Annotated in this window: 22 protein-coding genes; 6 read left to right on the plus strand and 16 right to left on the minus strand. The window is 74.0% G+C overall.

Features of this window, described 5'->3' with window-relative positions; genetic code table 11:
• Positions 1 to 48: 48 nt before the first annotated feature.
• Complete coding sequence (locus ACFV46_RS23845; protein ID WP_385499572.1) at positions 49 to 1,635, minus strand: DEAD/DEAH box helicase; 1,587 nt, start codon at positions 1,633 to 1,635, stop codon at positions 49 to 51.
• 88 nt (positions 1,636 to 1,723) lie between these two features.
• Positions 1,724 to 1,927, minus strand: coding sequence for a cold-shock protein (locus ACFV46_RS23850; RefSeq protein WP_007502648.1), 204 nt, complete (start codon positions 1,925 to 1,927; stop codon positions 1,724 to 1,726).
• Between the two features lie 272 nt (positions 1,928 to 2,199).
• Here ACFV46_RS23850 and ACFV46_RS23855 point away from each other — a divergent pair, with 272 nt between their 5' ends.
• On the plus strand, positions 2,200 to 2,631 hold the full coding sequence (locus ACFV46_RS23855; protein WP_385499573.1) for a DUF6003 family protein: 432 nt from the start codon (positions 2,200 to 2,202) through the stop codon (positions 2,629 to 2,631).
• Between the two features lie 28 nt (positions 2,632 to 2,659).
• On the opposite strand, the gene ACFV46_RS23860 is transcribed toward ACFV46_RS23855, so the two are convergent.
• From ACFV46_RS23860 to ACFV46_RS23885, 6 genes are all read right to left on the minus strand, one after another.
• Positions 2,660 to 3,622 carry a YihY/virulence factor BrkB family protein gene (locus tag ACFV46_RS23860; RefSeq protein WP_361934363.1) on the minus strand — a complete coding sequence of 321 codons (963 nt, stop codon included), beginning with the start codon at positions 3,620 to 3,622 and terminating at the stop codon, positions 2,660 to 2,662.
• 125 nt (positions 3,623 to 3,747) lie between these two features.
• A complete protein-coding gene (locus ACFV46_RS23865; protein ID WP_385499574.1) occupies positions 3,748 to 4,602 on the minus strand; it encodes a hypothetical protein in 855 nt (284 codons plus the stop codon).
• Positions 4,603 to 4,835: 233 nt separating this feature from the next.
• Positions 4,836 to 5,471, minus strand: a complete 636-nt coding sequence (locus ACFV46_RS23870; RefSeq protein ID WP_376729950.1) for a hypothetical protein — start codon at positions 5,469 to 5,471, stop codon at positions 4,836 to 4,838.
• 83 nt (positions 5,472 to 5,554) lie between these two features.
• Complete coding sequence (locus ACFV46_RS23875; protein WP_385499576.1) at positions 5,555 to 6,367, minus strand: rod shape-determining protein; 813 nt, start codon at positions 6,365 to 6,367, stop codon at positions 5,555 to 5,557.
• Positions 6,364 to 6,735, minus strand: a complete 372-nt coding sequence (locus tag ACFV46_RS23880; RefSeq protein ID WP_361934351.1) for a TraR/DksA C4-type zinc finger protein — start codon at positions 6,733 to 6,735, stop codon at positions 6,364 to 6,366. The genes ACFV46_RS23875 and ACFV46_RS23880 overlap by 4 nt, the downstream gene beginning before the upstream one ends.
• 48 nt (positions 6,736 to 6,783) lie before the next feature.
• Entirely contained in the window at positions 6,784 to 7,116 is a 333-nt protein-coding gene (locus tag ACFV46_RS23885; protein WP_385499577.1) for a TraR/DksA family transcriptional regulator, read from the minus strand.
• Between the two features lie 403 nt (positions 7,117 to 7,519).
• On the opposite strand from ACFV46_RS23885, the gene ACFV46_RS23890 reads away from it, so the two are divergent.
• The 4 genes from ACFV46_RS23890 to secD all read left to right on the plus strand — a co-directional run bounded on the left by ACFV46_RS23890 (position 7,520) and on the right by secD (position 11,884).
• On the plus strand, positions 7,520 to 8,482 hold the full coding sequence (locus ACFV46_RS23890; RefSeq protein ID WP_361934345.1) for a sensor histidine kinase: 963 nt from the start codon (positions 7,520 to 7,522) through the stop codon (positions 8,480 to 8,482).
• On the plus strand, positions 8,479 to 9,144 hold the full coding sequence (locus ACFV46_RS23895; protein WP_376729942.1) for a response regulator: 666 nt from the start codon (positions 8,479 to 8,481) through the stop codon (positions 9,142 to 9,144). The genes ACFV46_RS23890 and ACFV46_RS23895 overlap by 4 nt, the downstream gene beginning before the upstream one ends.
• A gap of 100 nt (positions 9,145 to 9,244) precedes the next feature.
• Entirely contained in the window at positions 9,245 to 9,610 is a 366-nt protein-coding gene (locus ACFV46_RS23900) for a hypothetical protein (RefSeq protein ID WP_376729941.1), read from the plus strand.
• Positions 9,611 to 9,682: 72 nt separating this feature from the next.
• Positions 9,683 to 11,884 (plus strand): protein translocase subunit SecD, encoded by a 2,202-nt coding sequence (secD, locus tag ACFV46_RS23905; protein ID WP_376729940.1) that lies wholly within the window; start codon positions 9,683 to 9,685, stop codon positions 11,882 to 11,884.
• A 14-nt stretch (positions 11,885 to 11,898) separates the two neighbouring features.
• Here secD and ACFV46_RS23910 read toward each other — a convergent pair whose 3' ends face one another.
• The 7 genes from ACFV46_RS23910 to ACFV46_RS23940 form a co-directional block, all read right to left on the minus strand.
• Positions 11,899 to 12,999, minus strand: coding sequence for a hypothetical protein (locus ACFV46_RS23910; RefSeq protein ID WP_385499578.1), 1,101 nt, complete (start codon positions 12,997 to 12,999; stop codon positions 11,899 to 11,901).
• Positions 13,000 to 13,058: 59 nt separating this feature from the next.
• On the minus strand, positions 13,059 to 13,304 hold the full coding sequence (locus tag ACFV46_RS23915; protein ID WP_361934330.1) for a DUF5133 domain-containing protein: 246 nt from the start codon (positions 13,302 to 13,304) through the stop codon (positions 13,059 to 13,061).
• 201 nt (positions 13,305 to 13,505) lie between these two features.
• Positions 13,506 to 14,321 (minus strand): methyltransferase domain-containing protein, encoded by an 816-nt coding sequence (locus tag ACFV46_RS23920; RefSeq protein ID WP_361934327.1) that lies wholly within the window; start codon positions 14,319 to 14,321, stop codon positions 13,506 to 13,508.
• A 181-nt stretch (positions 14,322 to 14,502) separates the two neighbouring features.
• A complete protein-coding gene (locus ACFV46_RS23925) occupies positions 14,503 to 14,976 on the minus strand; it encodes a GNAT family N-acetyltransferase (RefSeq protein WP_385499681.1) in 474 nt (157 codons plus the stop codon).
• Between the two features lie 194 nt (positions 14,977 to 15,170).
• Positions 15,171 to 15,395 carry a hypothetical protein gene (locus tag ACFV46_RS23930; RefSeq protein WP_361934324.1) on the minus strand — a complete coding sequence of 75 codons (225 nt, stop codon included), beginning with the start codon at positions 15,393 to 15,395 and terminating at the stop codon, positions 15,171 to 15,173.
• A gap of 44 nt (positions 15,396 to 15,439) precedes the next feature.
• Complete coding sequence (locus ACFV46_RS23935; protein WP_361934321.1) at positions 15,440 to 15,661, minus strand: hypothetical protein; 222 nt, start codon at positions 15,659 to 15,661, stop codon at positions 15,440 to 15,442.
• Positions 15,662 to 15,739: 78 nt separating this feature from the next.
• Positions 15,740 to 16,363, minus strand: a complete 624-nt coding sequence (locus tag ACFV46_RS23940; protein WP_385499580.1) for a TetR/AcrR family transcriptional regulator — start codon at positions 16,361 to 16,363, stop codon at positions 15,740 to 15,742.
• A gap of 155 nt (positions 16,364 to 16,518) precedes the next feature.
• Here ACFV46_RS23940 and ACFV46_RS23945 point away from each other — a divergent pair, with 155 nt between their 5' ends.
• Complete coding sequence (locus ACFV46_RS23945) at positions 16,519 to 17,649, plus strand: FAD-dependent oxidoreductase (protein WP_385499581.1); 1,131 nt, start codon at positions 16,519 to 16,521, stop codon at positions 17,647 to 17,649.
• Positions 17,650 to 17,656: 7 nt separating this feature from the next.
• On the opposite strand, the gene ACFV46_RS23950 is transcribed toward ACFV46_RS23945, so the two are convergent.
• Positions 17,657 to 18,376, minus strand: coding sequence for an FCD domain-containing protein (locus ACFV46_RS23950; protein ID WP_361934312.1), 720 nt, complete (start codon positions 18,374 to 18,376; stop codon positions 17,657 to 17,659).
• Between the last annotated feature and the right edge of the window lie 181 nt (positions 18,377 to 18,557).

An 18,557-nucleotide genomic window follows, 5' to 3' on the forward strand; every position in this document is an offset into this window, starting at 1 on the left:
CCGCTGTCCGCGGAGGGCCGGCCCTCGTATGTGCGTGAGCTGCGGTTTCTACGCGCTACGGCCGCCGCCGCGGCGGTCAGCCGTACGGCCCGCCGCTCCCCCGCCGGCCCCGGACCTGCGCGGGCCCCCGCGCCGCGCTCCGCCGGCGGAGGCGCCCGTGGAGCCCGCCGCGCCGGACCCGGACCGGCGGGGAGAACCGCCGCCGGTCCTGCGGGCGCCGGTCTCGGGTGCCGCCTTGGCCGCGCCCTCGCCGCGGCGCCGACGGCCGCCGCGCGGGGACGGCGTGGCGGTGCCGGTCTTGCGGGCCGGGCGGGACGACGCCGGCTGCGGCTGCTCCGGCACCGGGATGGTCACGGCCACACCGGACGGTTCGCGGGCCCCGGTGATCGTGGTCAGCGCGGTGTCGCTGGACGTGATCCGGGACGTCCGCGGACGGATGCCCGCCTCCGACATGAGCCGGGTGACGTCCCGCTTCTGATCCGGCAGGACGAGCGTGACGACGCTGCCGGAGCCGCCGGCACGGGCCGTGCGGCCGCCCCGGTGGAGGTAGTCCTTGTGGTCGGTCGGCGGATCGACGTTCACCACGAGGTCGAGGTCGTCGACGTGTATACCGCGTGCCGCGACGTTGGTCGCCACCAGCGCGGTGACGTCGCCGTTCTTGAACTGCTCGAGGGTGCGGTTGCGCTGTGGCTGGGAGCGGCCGCCGTGCAGCGCGGCGGCGCGGACGCCGACCGCCAGGAGCCGCTTGGCGAGCCGGTCCGCGGACCTCTTGGTGTCCAGGAAGAGGATGACCCGGCCGTCGCGGGCGGCGATCCGCGTGGTGACGGCCTTCTTGTCGGTCTCGTCGAGGAGATGGAGCACATGGTGCTCCATGGTGCTCACCGCTCCGGCGGACGGGTCCACCGAGTGGACCACGGGGTCGTTGAGGAAGCGCTGCACGAGCCGGTCGATGTTCGCGTCCAGGGTGGCCGAGAACAGCAGCCGCTGGCCGTCGGGCCGCACCTGCTGGATCAGCTTGGTGATCTGCGGCAGGAAGCCCATGTCCGTCATCTGGTCGGCCTCGTCCAGCACGGTGATGCGGACCTGGTCGAGGACGCAGTCGCCGCGCTCCACGAGATCGTTCAGCCGGCCGGGGGTGGCCACCAGGACCTCGGCCCCGCGCCGCAGCGCACCGGCCTGCTTGGTGATCGACAGGCCGCCAACGACGGTGGTCAGGCGCAGGTTCACGGACGTGGCGTACGGCGTCAGCGCGTCCGTCACCTGCTGGGCGAGCTCGCGGGTCGGGACCAGCACCAGGGCGAGGGGCGCCTTGGCCTGCGCACTCAGCCCGGCGGTGCGGGCCAGCAGGGCCAGCCCGAAGGCGAGCGTCTTGCCGGAGCCGGTACGGCCCCGGCCGAGCAGGTCGCGCCCCGCGAGCGAGTTCGGAAGCGTGGCGGCCTGGATGGGGAAGGGGGTGGTCACGCCCTGGGCGGCGAGGGTCTTCAGCAACGCTTCGGGCATGTCCAGACCGGCGAAGTCCTCGACGGCGGGAAGTGCGGGCGTCGTGCTTTCCGGCAACCGGAATTCCCTGTGCGACGGCGTGGGTGAGGCGGGTGCCGTAGCGCGTCGATTCGACTTCTGGGGTCTGCGGGCCATGCGGTTCTCTCTGCCTTCCTGGAAACAGCACAAACCGGGGTCCGCATCACAAGGATGCGGACCCCGGTGAGCGGAATACGTCCGGCGATCAGGCGGGGACGATGTTCTCCGCCTGGGGGCCCTTCTGGCCCTGCGTGACGTCGAAGGAGACCCGCTGGCCCTCCTGGAGCTCGCGGAAGCCCTGCGTCGCGATGTTCGAGTAGTGGGCGAAGACGTCAGGGCCGCCGCCGTCCTGCTCGATGAATCCGAAACCCTTTTCGGAGTTGAACCACTTCACGGTTCCCTGTGCCATGACGTTCTCCTTCTGATAGGCAACGGGCCCCATCCGGAGAAGCCGGTAAAACGAATAATGCGCCTGATGGATGAACATTCCCGTCAGGCGCACATAGGTTCATGGGTACCACAACTGCAACTCCTTCACCGTAGCACAGATCGTCCGGTCACGCCGGGCGGCATTCCCGGGTCGCCCGAGCCCGGCAAGAGGCGCGGTAATGCCGCTCCGGCGGGGTAAGCGGAGGGCGTTCAGTCCCGCCCCACCGCCGATCTGCCTGTGGAGAAGGATCCATGACCGAGGACGCCTACCTGTTCCTGCTCGACGAAGCCGACGCCGCCGCGGCGCTCGGCGTGGCCCCAGCCGCCGTCGGTGATCTCGCCTGTATGAACACCCCCGCGGTGCGCGCCTGGCTGGACGCCCAGCGGGTCACCGCGACCGACCCGAGGCTGCGGCTGCTTCCGCCGGAGGAGACCGGGGCGATCCCCGAGGGCGCCGAGCGCCTGCCGGTCCCGCTCGGCGACGAGGAGCTGAGCCGGGTGAGGCACACGGCGGCGCCGGAGCCGCTGGCACGCCTCGAGGAGGAGCTGCTGGCCTGGCGGGACTGCGCGGACGGCCGTGACGGCCTGATCGGGCGGGCCCTGGCCGCCGGTGTCGCACCGCACCGCATCGTCGAACTGACGGGCGTGGACCCCGCGACGGTGACGGCGGCGGCGCGCGCCTGAGGGCGGGTCCTCCCCGGGGCCCCGCGGGTCACCCGCCCGCCCCGGGGTCGGGCCGGACGGCGGAGGCGATCCCGGCGCGGGCCGCCTCCAGCTGGGCCGCGAAGGCGATGCCCAGGAAGAGGGCGACGGCCGTCAGATTGGCCCAGAGCAGCAGGGCGACGAACGCGGTGAGCGGGCCGTACAGGGCACCGAAGGCGCCGCTCCCCTCCACGTACAGGGCGAGCAGCCAGGTGGCCGCCACCCACAGCACCAGGTGCACGGCCGAACCGAACGCGAGCCAGGTGTAGCCGGGCTGCCTCCGGCGCGGGCACCAGCGGAAGATCACGGCGGAGGCCACCCAGGCGAGGGCCAGCCCGACGGGGACGTCGAGCGCGTCCCACCACCGGCCTCCGCCGTCCCGGCCGGCGGAGGCCGCCACGGCGTCGCCGACGGCCTCGCCCGCGACAAGGGTGACGAAGCCGAGCCCCAGCGGCAGTCCGGCGGCGAGGGCGAGCACCATCGCGCGGGCGTACTTGCGGGGGAAGGGGCGGTCGCGCTCGATGCCGTAGATGCGGTTGGCGCCGCGCTCGATCTGGCCCATGGCCGAGGCCAGGTTGAGCAGGGCGAAGCCCAGGCCCAGCCACAGGGCGAGGGTGCCCCAGACGTCGCCGTGGGCGGTGCGCCGGGTGCCGTCGAAGGCGTCGGCGACGATCTCGGCGCTGGCGCCCGGCACGATCCGGCCGAGGGTGCGTTCGATGATGTCGCCGACGCCCTCGGTGTGCACGGAGGTGGCGAGTCCGACGAGGGCCACGGTGCACGGGACCAGGCCGAGCACGACCTGGAAGGCGAGGGCGCGGGCGTTGCTGAACCCGTCGGCGTAGCGGAACCGGGCGAAGGAGTCGGTCAGCAGCCGCCATCCTCCGTAGTGGCGCAGGGCCGTGAACGCCTCGTCGCCGGAGAGCTCGTCCCCGATCATGTCGCGGGTCTGTGGCACGCGGACGGCGGTACCCATGGTCGTCGGACGCTCCCTCGGTGTGCGGCTGTCCGTCTACGGATGCCCGGGAACCGTCACGTCCCACCCGGTGAGGGGCGGGAAATGCCGCGGGGCCCGGCCTGGCGCGGCCGGGCCCGGGTGGGTCAGCTCTGCTTCTGTCCCTGGCGTGCCACCTGGTCGGTGACGTCGGCCACCTGGCCGGCCGGCGGGGCCTCGGCCTCGACGTCGGTGCCGAAGTCGGTGAACTCCATCACCGTGCTGACCTTCACCTGCTGGGGCGAACCGCTCGCTTCCGGCTTCGCGGAGGCCGGTGCCTTGACGGTCATGTCGATCTGCTGGCGCCGGATGCGGCCGTCGTCGTCGAGCCAGAGCCGCATGGGCAGGGTCGGGCCGACCTGCTCGCGCAGCCGGTCGCCGCCGGGCAGCCGGGAGACGTCGACGGAGACGTCGTAGCGGACGGTGTCGACCCCGTCGATCTTCTCGGAGCCGGCCTTGTTGACGTCGTCGTCGCTGATCGCCTTGGCGTAGGCGGCGGACTGGGCCGGGTCACCGATCTGTCCGGGGTCGGCGCCCTGCTGCTCCGCGACCTTCCGCAGGTCGATCTTCATCCAGGACTTGCCGTCCTTCTTCTGCCCAGGCACCTTCTGGTAGAGCACCTGGTCGACCACGCGCTGCTCGACGGTCCGGCCCTCGGCGGTGACGGTCATGGTGCTGGTGCCGTCCTCGAAGTCGATGGCGCCCTTGCCGTCGGAGCCGACCGCCTTCCCTTCGGCCGCGGCCTTCACCCTGACGGTCATCTTGGCCGTGTCGGCCTCGGCGGTCCTGTCGTAGGCGCCGCGCACGGCCTGTGTGCTCTGCTGCCGGCCGCCGGCGCTCTCACCGGCCGCCGCGGGCTCGCCGGCCTCCGATGCGCCGTCGCCCCCGCAGCCCGTCAGTACGACGCTGCCCAGCAGGACGGCCGTTCCGATCGCGGACGCCTTCACCCCTCTGCTCCGCATGAGCTCCCTCTCTCCTCACGATGCCGACGTCCTTCGGCGTGCCGTCGGCGTGCGACGTGAGTGCCCTCGGGCGGTCCCGATACGCCCGGAGACAGGGGAGGTTGACCGGATGAGGGGGGGTTCGGCACCGCCTTCGGCCATTTCGGCGGGTGCGTGGAGTGCCTTCGTGGGCACCTGATACCGCGGGTCCGTGTCGGCCCGGCAAGCGGAACACCAAGATCCGGTACGGCGGGTCAGCGCACCGTCCAGTCCGGGGCCGTGCGGGCCCACTCCTCCTCCCACCGGGCGAGGTTGCGCCGCTCCAGCCGGCGGACGGCCCAGCGGTAGGCGACCGCCGCGGCCACGGGCACGGCGAGCGCGGCGAGGACCGCGCAGCCGAGCGCGCTGTCGCGGATCTGATCCCGGGTCAGGGGCGGTCCTGTCACCTGGCCTTCGGCGTCGACCCAGACCCGGATCGTGCTGCCGGCGGGCAGGGACGGTGGCACCTTCGCCTCGGCGGTGCGGGTGCGGCCCTCGTCGTCGGTGAAGCGGACGGTGACCGGGTAGCGGGCCTTCCCGGCCTCGTCACTGCCCGGTTCCAGGTGGCCGGGCGCGTCGTGCCCGGTGACGGCGGTGGCCTCGTAGCGGGTGGCGGCCTGGTGGCGGGCCTGGTGCAGATAGTGGCGGTGGGCGGCGTCGCCGGCCAGGAACATGGCCGCGGGTGTGGCGGCCAGGACGGCGAGGAACAGTCCGAGGGCGATCCACGCCTGCGCCAGGTCGGTGGGGCGCCGCAGCGGGTTGCGCCGCCAGCGCCAGGTCAGGACGTGCCGGGGTTCCTCGGGGTCGGGGTGGTCCGGCGGTGGCTGTGCCGGGGGGATCGCGCGGGCCATGGGGGTCTCCTTCCGCGTGGCCGGCTTCCGGTGGGCTGTGGAAGACGAGCCCGTGGTGGGCCTGGGCGTCTGCGGAGGAGTCCCTAGTGCGGATGGCGCGCCGAGTCGGGGCCCGGGGCGGCAGACGGGTGGCCGTGCGCGGCCTGGAGCAGGGCGGCCGCGCCGCGTACGGCGGCGGTGTGCGGGGCGGGCACGGGCTTCACGGGGGCGTGCAGCGCGTCCGTCAGGCGGTAGGTGATGTCGGGGCGCAGTGCGCCGCCACCCGCCAGGAGGATGCCGCGCCGCAGGGCGTCGAGCGTCTGCGGGGTGTCGTCCTGGTCCAGGACGGCGGTCACCATGGCGATGATCGCCTCGGTGACGCGCGCGGGCGGCGCCGACCGGTCGAGGTCGCCGGTGCCCACGGTGGTGCGGCGGGCGTCGGTCACCGTGCCGTCGGTGAGCAGGACGACGTCGGTGACATGGGCGCCGATGTCCGCCACGAGCAGGGGCCGGCGCAGATCGGCGCCGGCCGCCTCCGCCACGGCCCGGGCCGCCGGGACCGTCAGCACGCTCTGCGGCCGCAGGGCCTCGGCCGCGGTGCGGGCCTGCGCGCGGAACGTCACGCCCCCGAGGACGGGCGCCGCCAGGATGACGAGGGGCCGGCCCAGCCGGGGCAGGCGGTGGCCGAGCAGCCGGTCGAGCATCCGGGCGGTGCCGGGGGTGTCGACGATGACGCCACGCCGTATGGGGTGCAGGGGGCCGTCGCCGAACGTCACCGTCGGGACGTCGAAGAGCAGGCCCTGGCCCGGCAGCCAGGCGCGGGTGCGGGCACTGCCCAGGTCGAGCGCGATGCCGGGGCAGCGCCGGGGCCAGGGCCGGTGCCGGGCCCTGGCCGCGTGGGGGTCGACCGCCGTCACCGCCGGGCCTCCTTCACCTGCTGGCACCGCGCGCAGTAGCGGGCCTGGGGCACGATCATCAGGCGGTCGCGGTCGATGGTCCGGCGGCACAGACGGCAGGTGCCGTAGCTGCCGTCGTCCATGCGGGCCAGGGCCGCCTCGACGTCGGCGAGGACCATGCGCGCGGAGGCGGCGAGCTTGACGCGCACCTCGATACGGCCGGCGGCCTGGCGGTCGGGCAGCGCCTCGGCGCGGGGCAGGGCCGGGACGGTGAGCTGCTGGAGCTGCTCCTGGCGGAAGAGGAGTTGCTCGTGCAGGTTCTCGCGGAGCGCCGCGAGGTCCTCGGCCGACAGCGTCGCGGTGCGGTCACCGGTGATCTGGTTCACCACTTCACCCCTTCGGGCAGGGCGGGAGACGGAGAGGGGACGGGGGCGTCGTCAGGCGGTGCTGCGCTGGCAGGGCACGCAGTACCGCGCGTACGGCAGAATCTCCAGGCGTTCGGCCGGGATCGGCTTGGCGCAGCCCTGGCACGTGCCGTAGCCGCCGTCCTCGACGCGGGCGAAGGCGGCGTCGATCTCCTTGAGGACGCGCCGCAGAGTCTCCCTCTGCGCCGACATCAGGTGCTCCGCGGTCTCCTCGCCGGGACCGGCCTCGGCGAGGGCCTGCAACTGGGTGAGCCGGGTGGCTCGCTCGTGCTCCAGCCGCTGACGGGTCTCGTGGGCCGTCGCGGGCTTGAGTCGGTGATCGGTCGGGGTGGTCTCGGGAGACATGGCGGGTCCTAGCGTCGAAGCGTTCGTGACGGGCTGGGGCATACGGAGAAGGCCTGCCGGGGGCAGGCCTGGCGGATGGTGGCGCCGGGTCACGGTGGCTGCTGGGTCATGCCCCCACCGTGGCCGACCGCGCGCGGGAATCCCATCGGGCGCGATACCCATTTACGGACCGTGCCGCCCGGGGGCCGACGGGGCCGGGACCGGTGGAAATGGGCACTGGCACCCATCGACGCGGCGGCCGGCCGGGAGCAAGCTGGGGCCAGGGTCTTTCGCTTGGATCCAGCCTGATCCGAACGAGAGGCCCTAGGTCGTGTCCCCAGCCATGGCCGTGGCTCATGCCCCGGGTACGCGGTGACCGAAAGGGAGGACAGAGCCCTGTCACAAGGAGAGAGGCGTCATCGCGGTGTCCCTGTTCTGGCGGATCTTCGCCCTCAACGCCGTGGTGCTGGGCACCGCGACCGCGTTGCTGCTGTGGGCGCCGGTCACCGTCTCCGTGCCGGTGCTGCTGACCGAGGCGATCATCCTGGTCGGCGGTCTGGCCGTGATGCTGATCGCCAACGCCGCCCTGCTGCGCATCGGGCTGGCCCCGCTGGGGCGGCTGACCCGGCTGATGACCACCGTCGACCTGCTGCGGCCGGGCCAGCGTCTCCCGGAGCAGGGGCGGGGTGAGACCGCCGAGCTGATCAGCGGCTTCAACGCCATGCTGGAACGGCTCGAGCACGAACGCGCCGCCAGCAGCGCGCGGGCCCTGCTCGCGCAGGAGGGCGAGCGGCGCCGTATCGCCCAGGAGCTGCACGACGAGGTCGGTCAGAGCATGACCGCGATCCTGCTGGTGCTGAAGAGGGCGGCCGACGAGGCGGAGGAGCCCCTGCGCGGTGAGCTGCAGCAGGCGCAGGAGATCACCCGGGAGAGCCTGGACGAGGTCCGCCGGCTGGTGCGCCGGCTGCGCCCCGGCGTCCTGGAGGACCTCGGTCTGGTGAGTGCGCTGACCTCGCTGACGACGGAGTTCGCCACCCACACCGGGCTGCGCGTGACCCGCCGTTTCGACACCGACCTGCCCGCGCTGGACCCGGAGACCGAGCTGGTGCTGTACCGGGTCGCGCAGGAGGCCATGACGAACGCGGCCCGCCACGCCGAGGCCGGGAAGGTGGAGATGAGTCTGCGGCACACCGGGGACACGGTCGTCCTGTCCGTCACCGACGACGGCCGGGGCACGGGCGTCGCGCGCGAGGGCGCGGGAATCCGCGGCATGCGTGAGCGGGCCCTGCTCGTGGGGGCCGCGCTGGACCTCACCTCCGAACCGCGGGCCGGGACACAGGTCCGGCTCGCCGTGCCCGTTCCGTCCGTCCCCGGAAAGCAGTCATGACCAGCACCGACACCCCCGTGATCCGCATCCTCCTCGCCGACGACCACGCGCTGGTACGGCGCGGGGTGCGGCTGATCCTCGACCGGGAGCCGGATCTGGAGGTCGTCGCGGAGGCCGGCGACGGCGCCGAGGCGGTCGCGCTGGCCCGCGGCCAGGACGTCGACCTGGCCGTCCTGGACATCACCATGCCCCGGATGACGGGGCTCCAGGCCGCGCGGGAACTCAACGCGCTGAAGCCGGACGTGCGGGTGCTGATCCTGACGATGCACGACAACGAGCAGTACTTCTTCCAGGCGCTCAAGGCCGGGGCGAGCGGCTATGTGCTGAAGTCGGTGGCCGACCGCGACCTGGTCACCGCCTGCCGGGCCGCCGTGCGCGACGAGCCGTTCCTGTACCCGGGCGCGGTCACCGCCCTGATCCGCAACTACCTCGACCGGGTCCGCCACGGCGAGGAGCCCCCCGGTCAGGTCCTCACGCCCCGTGAGGAGGAGGTCCTCAAGCTCGTCGCCGAGGGCCACTCGTCCAAGGAGATCGCCGAGCTCCTGTTCATCAGCATCAAGACGGTCCACCGGCACCGGGCGAACCTGCTGCACAAGCTGGGTCTGCGGGACCGTCTGGAGCTCACCCGCTACGCCATCCGGGCCGGGCTCATCGAGCCCTGACCCACCCCCCAGCTGCCCGAGGGTCCCGGCCGCCTACTCCCCGGCCAGGTCCCTCGGGCCCCGACCGAGACAGCCGCAGAACCGGAGGAGGGGACGGCGTATGGCGCGCACCGCACGCGTCGTCCCCCGTGCCGCGGGGCCGGTCGCCGTCCTGCTCGCCGTGCTCCTGGCACTGCTGAGCCCTCCGGCCCACGCCGGCCCGCACCCCTCCCCCACGTCCTCCGCGGCCGGCGGCGCGCCGTCCGTGGACGACGGACACGACCACGTCCGTCCCGCCGTGGTCCGCGGCCAGGGCGACGCCCCCGCCGAACGGCCGGCGCCGCCCGCCGTCCCCACCGCGCGCAGCGCGCCGCACCGTGAGCCGTCGTACGCGTGTACGCCCCTGCCTGCGGCGGCCGCGCCGCGGCACGCCCACCCGGGTCACGACCACCACCGGCGTGCTCCGCCGTCCGCCTCCGGCATCTGACGCACCGTCCTTCCCTTCCCCGCCCGACCCCGGTCACTCTCGTGGCCGTGGTGTGCCTGCCGGAGGCCCCCCTTGACCCGCGCGCTGCGCCTCAGAGGGCTGCTCGCCCTCGCCGTGATCGCCCTGTCCGTGTTCATCTCGTTCACCGTGCCCGTACGCCTCGGGCTGGATCTGCGAGGCGGTACGCAGATCGTCCTGGAGACCCGCCCCGGTGAGGGCGACTCCGCCGCCGAGGCCACCGACCGCACCCTGGAGGTGCTGCGCGACCGTATCGACGCGCTCGGCGTGGCCGAGCCCTCCCTCTCGCGTTCCGGCACCGACCGGATCGTTGTGGAGCTGCCCGGCGTCCAGGATCCGACCCAGGCCGGGGAGGTCCTGGGCCGCACCGCGCAGCTCACGTTCCACGAGGTCCTCGGTACGGCCTCCACGCAGGCGGGGGCGAGCGGCCCGCGCGTGCTGGAGGACGAGGCCGGGCAGCCCCTGCGGCTGGCCGCCGCCTCGCTGACCGGCAAGGACGTCGAGGAGGCCGCCGCCCGTTTCGACCAGCAGGGCGGGGCCGGCTGGCACGTCGCCCTCGACTTCAAGGGCGGCGGCGACGGCTGGGCCCGGCTGACCGGCAAGGCCGCCTGCCATCCGGCCGGGGACGCGAGCCGGCGGGTGGCCATCGTCCTGGACGACAAGGTCATCTCCTCGCCACAGGTCGACCCCTCGGTCCGCTGCGACACCGGCATCGGCGGCGGGGCCACGCAGATCACCGGCTCGTTCAGCGCCGAGGAGGCCAAGGAACTCGCCCTGCTCATCAACGGCGGCGCCCTGCCGGTGCCCGTCGAGACGGTCGAACAGCGCACGGTCGGCCCGACGCTGGGCGCCGAGGCCATCACCGCCAGCGCCTGGGCGGCCGTCGTCGGCACCGCGCTGACCGGCGTGTTCATCATCGCCGTGTACCGGCTGCTCGGCACCCTCGCGGTCGTCGCGCTGGTCTGCTACGGCCTGATCTCCTACGCCGCGCTGGTCGCGCTCGGCGCCACGCTCACCCTGCCGGGTCTCGCCGGGTTCGTCCTGGCGATCGGCATGGCCGTCGACGCGAACGTCCTCGTCTTCGAGCGTGCCCGCGAGGAGTACGCCGCCCGCAGCCGGCCGAGCCCACGGTCCTCCCTCGCGGCGGGCTTCAAGGGCGCGTTCAGCGCGATCGCCGACTCCAACATCACCACGCTCATCGCCGCCGGCCTGCTGTTCTTCCTGGCCTCCGGCCCGGTGCGCGGCTTCGGGGTCACCCTGGGCATCGGTGTGCTCGCCTCCATGTTCAGCGCGCTGGTCGTCACCCGCGTCCTCGCCGATCCCGTGGTCAACCGGCCCTGGCTGCGCCGCCGCCCCCGGCTGACCGGCATCGCGCACACCGGCGCGGTCCGGGACCGGCTGGCCCGCAGGGAGCCCCGGCTGATGCGGCGGCCACGGCGCTGGCTGGCCCTGTCGGCGGCGGCGCTGGCGCTGGCCGCGTCGGGCATCGCGGTCCGCGGCCTGGACTTCGGCGTCGAGTTCACCGGCGGCCGGCTCATCGAGTACGGCACCTCCTCCCCCGTCGACCCCGACCGGGCCCGCGCCGCGCTCGCCGACGCCGGTTTCCCGGGGGCCGTCGTGCAGTCGTCCGGGGACCAGCGGATCAGTGTGCGCACCGACCGGCTGACGAACGCCGAGGCGTCGGCGGTGACGGAGGCCGTCGGCGCGGTGGGCGGCGGGGCCGACAAACTGCGGGACGAGACGATCGGCCCGAGCCTGGGCAAGGAGCTGCGCCGGGGCGCGCTCATCGCGCTGGCCGTCGCCCTGGGCGCGCAACTGCTGTATCTGTCCGCCCGGTTCCGCTGGCTGTTCGGCACGGCGGCCGTCGCGGCCCTCGCCCATGACGTGGTGATCCTCGTCGGGATCTTCGCCTGGCTGGGCAAGCCGATCGACGGCGTCTTCCTGGCGGCGCTGCTCACCGTCATCGGCTACTCGGTCAACGACTCGGTCGTCGTGTTCGACCGGGTACGGGACATGGTGCGGCGCGGTCCCAAGGCGCCCTTCGCGACGCTCGCGAACCGGGCGCTGCTGCAGACGCTGCCCCGGACCGTGAACACCGGTATGGGGGCGGCGTTCATCCTGACCGCGCTGGCCGTGTTCGGCGGCGACTCCCTCACCGACTTCGCGCTGGCCCTGCTCATCGGGGTGGCGGTGGGGACGTACTCCTCGATGTTCACGGCCACCCCGCTCGCCATCGAGCTGCACCGGCGCGGGTAGGGGCCGGGGCCCGGTCACAGGGTCCAGACGAGCAGGGCGCTGTCGGCGGCGGACACCGAGTACCAGGTGCCGTCGCCCAGCGCCTTGGGCGGGCCGGACACCTCGACGGGGTAGGCGATCCGGTCGAGCAGCCGCAGGGAGGCGGGGTCGACGAGCCAGTGCCGGCCGGGTCCGAACTCCTCGTCGCTCTCGACGGTGCCGGCCACGACGGTGTCGTCGTCGACGAAGCCGCCCTCGTAGTCGAAGTACGCGCGGGTCTCGTCGTCCTCGTCGTCCTCGGCGCTCTCCTCGGCCTCCGGGTGCAGGGGAACCGCGTCCGCGTCCAGGGCGGCCGTCACCGAGCCGTCGGCGGTGCGGTGCACGGCGAGGGTGTCCTGGTCGTGGGTCACGGTGAGCAGACGGTCCCCCGAGGGGCTCACCCCGAGCAGCACGCGGTCCTCGCCGCCGAAGGTGTCCATGGTGAGCTCCCGGCCGTCCCATCGGCCCCAGCGCAGGGGCGAGCCGTCCTGGCCCTCGCCGATGCTCAGGCCCATCCGGCCGGGGTCGGGGTGCGGGACGTGGACGGAACCGGCCGCCGCCGTCCCCGTGGCGGCGCGGCCCAGCACCGTGCCGTCGGCGGCGTCGAGGACCAGCCACTCCTCCGTGCTGGACCGGCTCATGTCCTCGCCCGTCAACGGGCCGGGGACATGGGCCCAGACGAGCTTGCCGTCGGTGGAGAAGGCGGCCGAGCCGCTGCCGGAGTACCGGTGGTCCCGGTCGTCCACGTACGCGGCGGCGTCCGTGTGGCCCGCGCATCCCGCCCAGCAGCGGTGCCGCAGCTCCCAGCGCACCCGGCCCGACCGGTCGACGGCGCGCAGGGCGTGCCGTCCCGCGAAGACGGCGAGGTCGGCGCCGGGCGACACCGCCCACGAGCCGAACCGCCTCGGCCAGGGCGCGGGGAAGCGGATCGTCGAGGCCGGCGCCCAGCCCGCGAGCTCCCGCACGATCAGCTCGGTGTCGTCCCGCTGCACGAGGAACCGCGAGCCGGGCCCGGACATCAGGCACGGGGCCGGATCGAAGCCGCTGAAGGGCGAGGGGGCGTCGAGCGAGGCGACGAGGCGGGCCGGGCGTGACACGAGGGCTCCGTGAGGTAGGGACCAGTGCCGGAACCCTAGGTCACCGCACTGACATCGCCTCAGGCGGCCAGCGTCTCGTCCTCGGGCCTGCCGTCCCGGCGGTCGGCGCCGTAACGCTCCAGCAGGGCGTCCGCGGCGCGGAGCGCGTCGTCGGCGGTGCGGGCGCCGGTCATCACGCACAGCGTGTAGGTGGCGTCCTCGAGTGCCCGGCTGGTGTGGCCGGTGGGAAGGACGTCGTGGGCGATGCGCGCCTGCGCGAACCGGGCCAGTGCGCCGCGCAGTTCCTTCTCCGCCGGCAGGAGCATGGCGATTCCTCTCTCCCGAGACATGGCCGTGGGACGGCCGACTCCCCTCGCGGGGCGGCCCGATGTCCGTCCCCGCACAACACCGCCCGGCACCGTGCGGCACCGAGCTGATCACCAGGTGCCCCGGGCCGGGCGATCCATGCCTGCCGGTTGCACGGAAGTTCGCGGCAGGGAAGAGCCACGGAGGAATCCGGCCACGGCTCACGCCTGGGGGCGCCGCCCCCAGGCCGTCAGGAGGCCGGCCGACAGCGCGGCGCACTCGTCGGAGTCCAGGTAGCGGATCCCCTCGTCCACGGCGGCGTCGTCCACGAGCCCGGTGGCGCGCATCGCCGCCCGGCTGCGCTCCCAGGTGTCGGCCCAGAAACGGCTGATGGGGCTGCCCGGCACCAGCGGCGGCACATGGATCTCGGCGGCGACCCGTTCGAGCCCCGCCTCGCGCAGCAGACGCGGGTACGACGGCACCCAGGTGACGTCCGTGCCGATGGTCTCGCGCAGTCCGCGCCACATCGCGCGCATCACCCGGGTGTACGGCGTGTCGGGCGCGCGGTCGCCGGTGAGGTCGACGGCGTCGCCGAGCACCAGGTGGCCGCCGGGCTCGACCCGCTCGGCGAGGGCCCGGAGCACCCGCTCGCGGTCGGGCAGGTGCATCAGCACGAAGCGGGCGTGGACGAGGTGGAAGCGGCCGGGGGCGAAGTCCGGATCGGTGACGTCGGCCTCCCGTACCTCGAGGCCGGGGACGGCCCGCGCGGCGAGGAAGCGGACGTCCCGGTCGACGGCGAGGACGCTGCTCACGCCGGCCTCCTCCAGCAGCCGGCGCGCCACGGTGCCGGTGCCCGCGCCCACGTCCAGGCAGCGCAGGCCGGGCCCGGCTCCGAGGGCCCGCAGCCGCGCCAGGGTGACGTCGTCGTAGGCGAGGGCGCCGAAGTCGATGCGCTCCTCCTCACCCTTTCGTTCGGGCGGGAAGACGGCCTCGCCGTACCGGCCGCCGCCGGGTCCGTCCCCCTCGCCGGGCCTCATCGGGCCGCCGGTGTGCGGGCGAGCAGTGTCATGGCCGGACCTCGTGGCGCGGTGGTGGGGGTGTGGGGGCGGCCCGTCAGGTGGCCGCCCCCGGCACCGATCCTGCACGGGTGCCCGCCCGTACGGCCGAGGCGCGCCGGGGGCGGCCCGATCGGCCCAACGCGGCTCAGGTGCGGGCGGGTCACCCGACCACGGGACTGCGGCGCTCGATGAGCATGACGTCCCGCCACACCCCGCGGTGCCGTCCGATGCGTTCGCGGACGCCGATGACCCGGAAGCCGGCCTTGCGGTGCAGGGCGAGGCTCGCGGTGTTCTCGGGGAAGACGCCCGACTGGATGGTCCAGATCCCGGCGGCCTCCGTGGAGGCGATGAGGGCGTCGAGCAGGGCTCTGCCGACGCCCCGGCCGCGGGCGGCGGGGTGCACGTACACGGAGTGGTCGACGACCCCGGCGTAGGCGCACCGGTCGGAGACCCTGATCACGGCGACCCACCCCAGGACCCGGCCGGCGGCGTCCAGGGCGACGTACCGGTGCTCGGGGAGTTTGACGGAGTCGAAGGTCTCCCAGGTGGGGGCGGCCGTCTCGAAGGTGGACTCCCCCTCGTCGATGCCGAGTCGGTAGATCGTCAGGACCTCGTCCGCGTGCGCGGGGGTCATCGGGACGATGGACAGGGCGTCGGCGGGACTCACCGTCGGCTCTCCTCGGCGTACTCGTCGGTCAGGGGTGGAGTCGTCCCGCTCACGGTCCCACGCCGGCCGGGACCGGCGCGCGCCCGCCCGCTCCCTGATCCGGCCTGATCCAAACGAGAGGCCCTAGCCGTGCACGAGGAATCCCGCCCGGTCCCGGGGGGTCAGCCGTCGCTCTCGTGGCCCCAGCGCTCGGGCCCGACGCCCCGCCAGTCGATCCAGGGCGCCAGCGCCACGTCGGACGGGTCGATCTCCAGTCCCGCGCGGCGCAGGAACTCGGCGACATCGGTGAGGTTGTGGGCCAGTCCGAGGATCTCGCCGTCGACGCGCACGCGCCGCCCGCCGGTGGGCGACGGCGGATGCACGGTCACGCGAGGGGTTGCGGCCATGTCCTCAGGATCATCCGGGACGTCCGGGCCCGCACTCCAGCGCGTCATCGGGCGACCCGGCCGCCCGTACGGCCCAGCTCCCGCAGCTCCCACCACGCGCCGGGGCCGGGCCGCCGGTGCTGCCAGTACGGGTGGAAGAACACCTCGGCCGACAGCCGGTACAGCCGCCGGCGCAGTTCGGTACGGCCGGGCCGCTCGGCGAGCTGCCGGTAGGTGGCGCTCCACTCCTGCTGGGCCCGGGTGAGGTCGTCTGGAAACGTGCGCATGACTGAATTCAATCATGTGTTCGATTTTCGAGGCCACTGGAACCCGGCGATGCCGAGCCGACGGTTCGCCCGCCCCGCTCACGCCTCTTCGCGGATCACGCTCCAGCCGTGTTCCAGCAGGCCGAAGGCGCGGACGACGGCCTCACGGGGATCGTCGTGGGCGGCGGCCACGCGCGGGGCCTCCAGGGCGAAGTGGGCGAGGGCGGTGCAGGCGGGGTCGTCGGCGGCGAGGCCGCTCTCCTCGGCGATGGCCTCCGCGAGGGCGGAGGCGTGCCGCAGCCACATCTTCTGCCCGTAGTCGCGCAGCGCCGGGGTGCCGGTCACCAGCTCGGCGAAGGCGGCGAAGCGGGCGTCGCCGCCGGTGGCGGCCAGCCGGGTGGTCAGGGCGTGCTCGCACAGGGCGGCCGGAATGGACTGCCCCTCGGGCCGCTCGCGGACGGCGGCGAGCAGACGGGCCTCCTGCTCAGCGTCCTCGTCGAAGACCAGGGCCTCCTTGGCCGGGAAGTGCTTGAACAGCGTGGTGGTGGAGACGTCCGCGGCGTCCGCGATCTCACGGATGCCGACCGCCTCGTACCCCCGCTCCAGGAACAGGCGCAGGGCGGCGTCGGCGATGGCCTGGCGGGTGGCGGCCTTCTTCCGCTCACGCCGCCCCATCGGGGCGGAAGAGGGATCGGCCGCGGGGTCGGGTCGCGTGCTGGGCATGGCGGCACCCTACCTCGCCGGTTGACTCGTTGAAAAAGCCATCCCGTTCTAAAAGTTGAGTCGTTGCACTTATTCAACCGGTGTGCTTTTCTGAAGCGGCGGCTGTGCGGCACCGGCCCGGCCGCGTCCTTCCGCACCCATGAAACGGAGCCTCCGTGCACACCTCCGCACCCCGTGTCGCGATCATCGGCGCCGGCCCCGGCGGCCTCCTCTGCGCCCGCGTCCTCCAGCGGCACGGCATCGCCGCGACCGTCTACGACCGGGACGCCGGCCCGGACGCCCGTGACCAGGGCGGCACCCTCGACCTGCACGCGGGTGACGGCCAGATCGCCCTGCGCGAGGCCGGCCTCCTGGACGAGTTCCACCGGCTGTCCCGCCCCGAGGGGCAGGAGATGCGTCAGCTGGACCCGGCCGGCACGGTCCTCTTCCACCACGTGCCCGAGCCGGACGAGCGGTTCAAGCCGGAGATCGACCGCGGCCTGCTCCGCCGGCTCCTGCTGGACTCGCTCCGGCCCGGCACCGTGCGCTGGGGCCACACCCTGCGCTCCGCCGACGGCCCCACAGGCGGCCCCCGGCAGCTGCGTTTCGCCGACGGCACGACCGTCGAGTGCGACCTCGCGATCGGCGCGGACGGCGCCTGGTCGACGGTCCGCCGCGCCGTGTCGCCGGCCCAGCCCCGGTACACCGGCGTGAGTTTCCTGGAGGCGTGGTTCCACGACGTCACGGCACGGCACCCCGAGATCGCCGACCTGGTCGGCCAGGGCAGCGCCGCGGCGGCGGACGGCGAGCGCGGCCTGTTCGCCCAGCGCAACGGCGGCGACCACGTCCGCGTCTACGTCATCCAGCGCGCCCCGGCCGACTGGATCACCGCCGAGGGCCTCACCCCGCAGGACACCGACGGCATCCGGACCCTCCTGCTGGACCGCTACCGCGACTGGTCACCCCGGATGCGGCGGCTGCTCGCCGACAACGACGGCCCCTACGTCGACCGCCCGATCCACGCCCTGCCCGTCCCCCACACCTGGGAGCACGACCCGTCCGTGACCCTGCTCGGGGACGCCGCCCACCTCATGCCGCCGCTGGGCGTCGGCGTCAACCTCGCCCTGCTGGACGCCTGCGAACTCGCCCTCGCCCTCGCCCGCCACGACACCGTCGAGCAGGCCGTCCGCGCCTACGAGGCGACCATGCTGCCCCGGTCCACGCAGACGGCCCGGGCGCTCGACGGCGCCGCCGAGCACCTGCTGTCCACCGACGTGCCCGACTTCGCCCGAGCCGAGCACGCCTGACCGGCCGTCAGTCCGCCAGCCCGGGCGCCTCGACCCGCTCCACCTCCTCGACCGGCGGCATGAAGGCGCGCAGCCAGCGTTCCGTCTGGGCGACATGGGCCTGCGCCGCGCCCGCCGCGGCGACCGGATCGTGGTCGGCGATGGCGGTGGCGAGGACGCGGTGGTCGTCGTCGCTCTTGCGGCGCAGCTCGGGGCCCTCGGGCAGCGTGAACACCTGGTACTTGCGGCTGCGGGCGCGGAAGACGGCGAGGAGGGTCGCCAGGGTGGGGTTGCCGCCCACCCTGGCGATCTCCGCGTGGAAGCGGTGGTCCAGCTCGGACGCCTCGGCCGGGTCGCTCGTGGCCTCCATGGCGTCGATCAGCGAGAACAGGGTGCGGATGTTCTCCGGGGTGCAGCGCGCCGCCGCCTGGGCGGCCACATGGGCCTCCAGGACGCGCCGGATCTCGTAGACCTCCAACAGGCCGGAGAGCGGCAGCAGTTCGAGGGTCAGGGAGAGGCTGCCGATGACGTCCTCGGGTCGCAGCTGCGAGACGTAGGTGCCCGAGCCATGCCGGGGCTCGATGACGCCGAGGGCGGCGAGCATGCGGACGGCCTCGCGCAGCGACCCGCGCGAGACGCCCAGTTCCTCGCACAGCTCACCCTCGGGCGGGATGCGCTCGCCGGGACCGAGGCGGCCCGTCCCGATCATGTGCCGTAGGCCGTGGAACGCCTTCTCGACTGCGGACATCCGTCCCCTCTTCCTCCCCGTACGGGCAGGCGGTCAGGCCGCCGCCCCCGCGGAGCACTCTAGCGAGTCTCCGATGTGTCGGCCGCATATCGACCAGAAGTCATCTGATGACTTTCACGGTACGACCCCTTGTCTCCCCTCTGAAACGTGTGCAGGATGCCGAGTCATCAGATGTGTCCGG

This window comes from Streptomyces sp. NPDC059852, assembly GCF_042731455.1.
Lineage (GTDB): Bacteria > Actinomycetota > Actinomycetes > Streptomycetales > Streptomycetaceae > Streptomyces.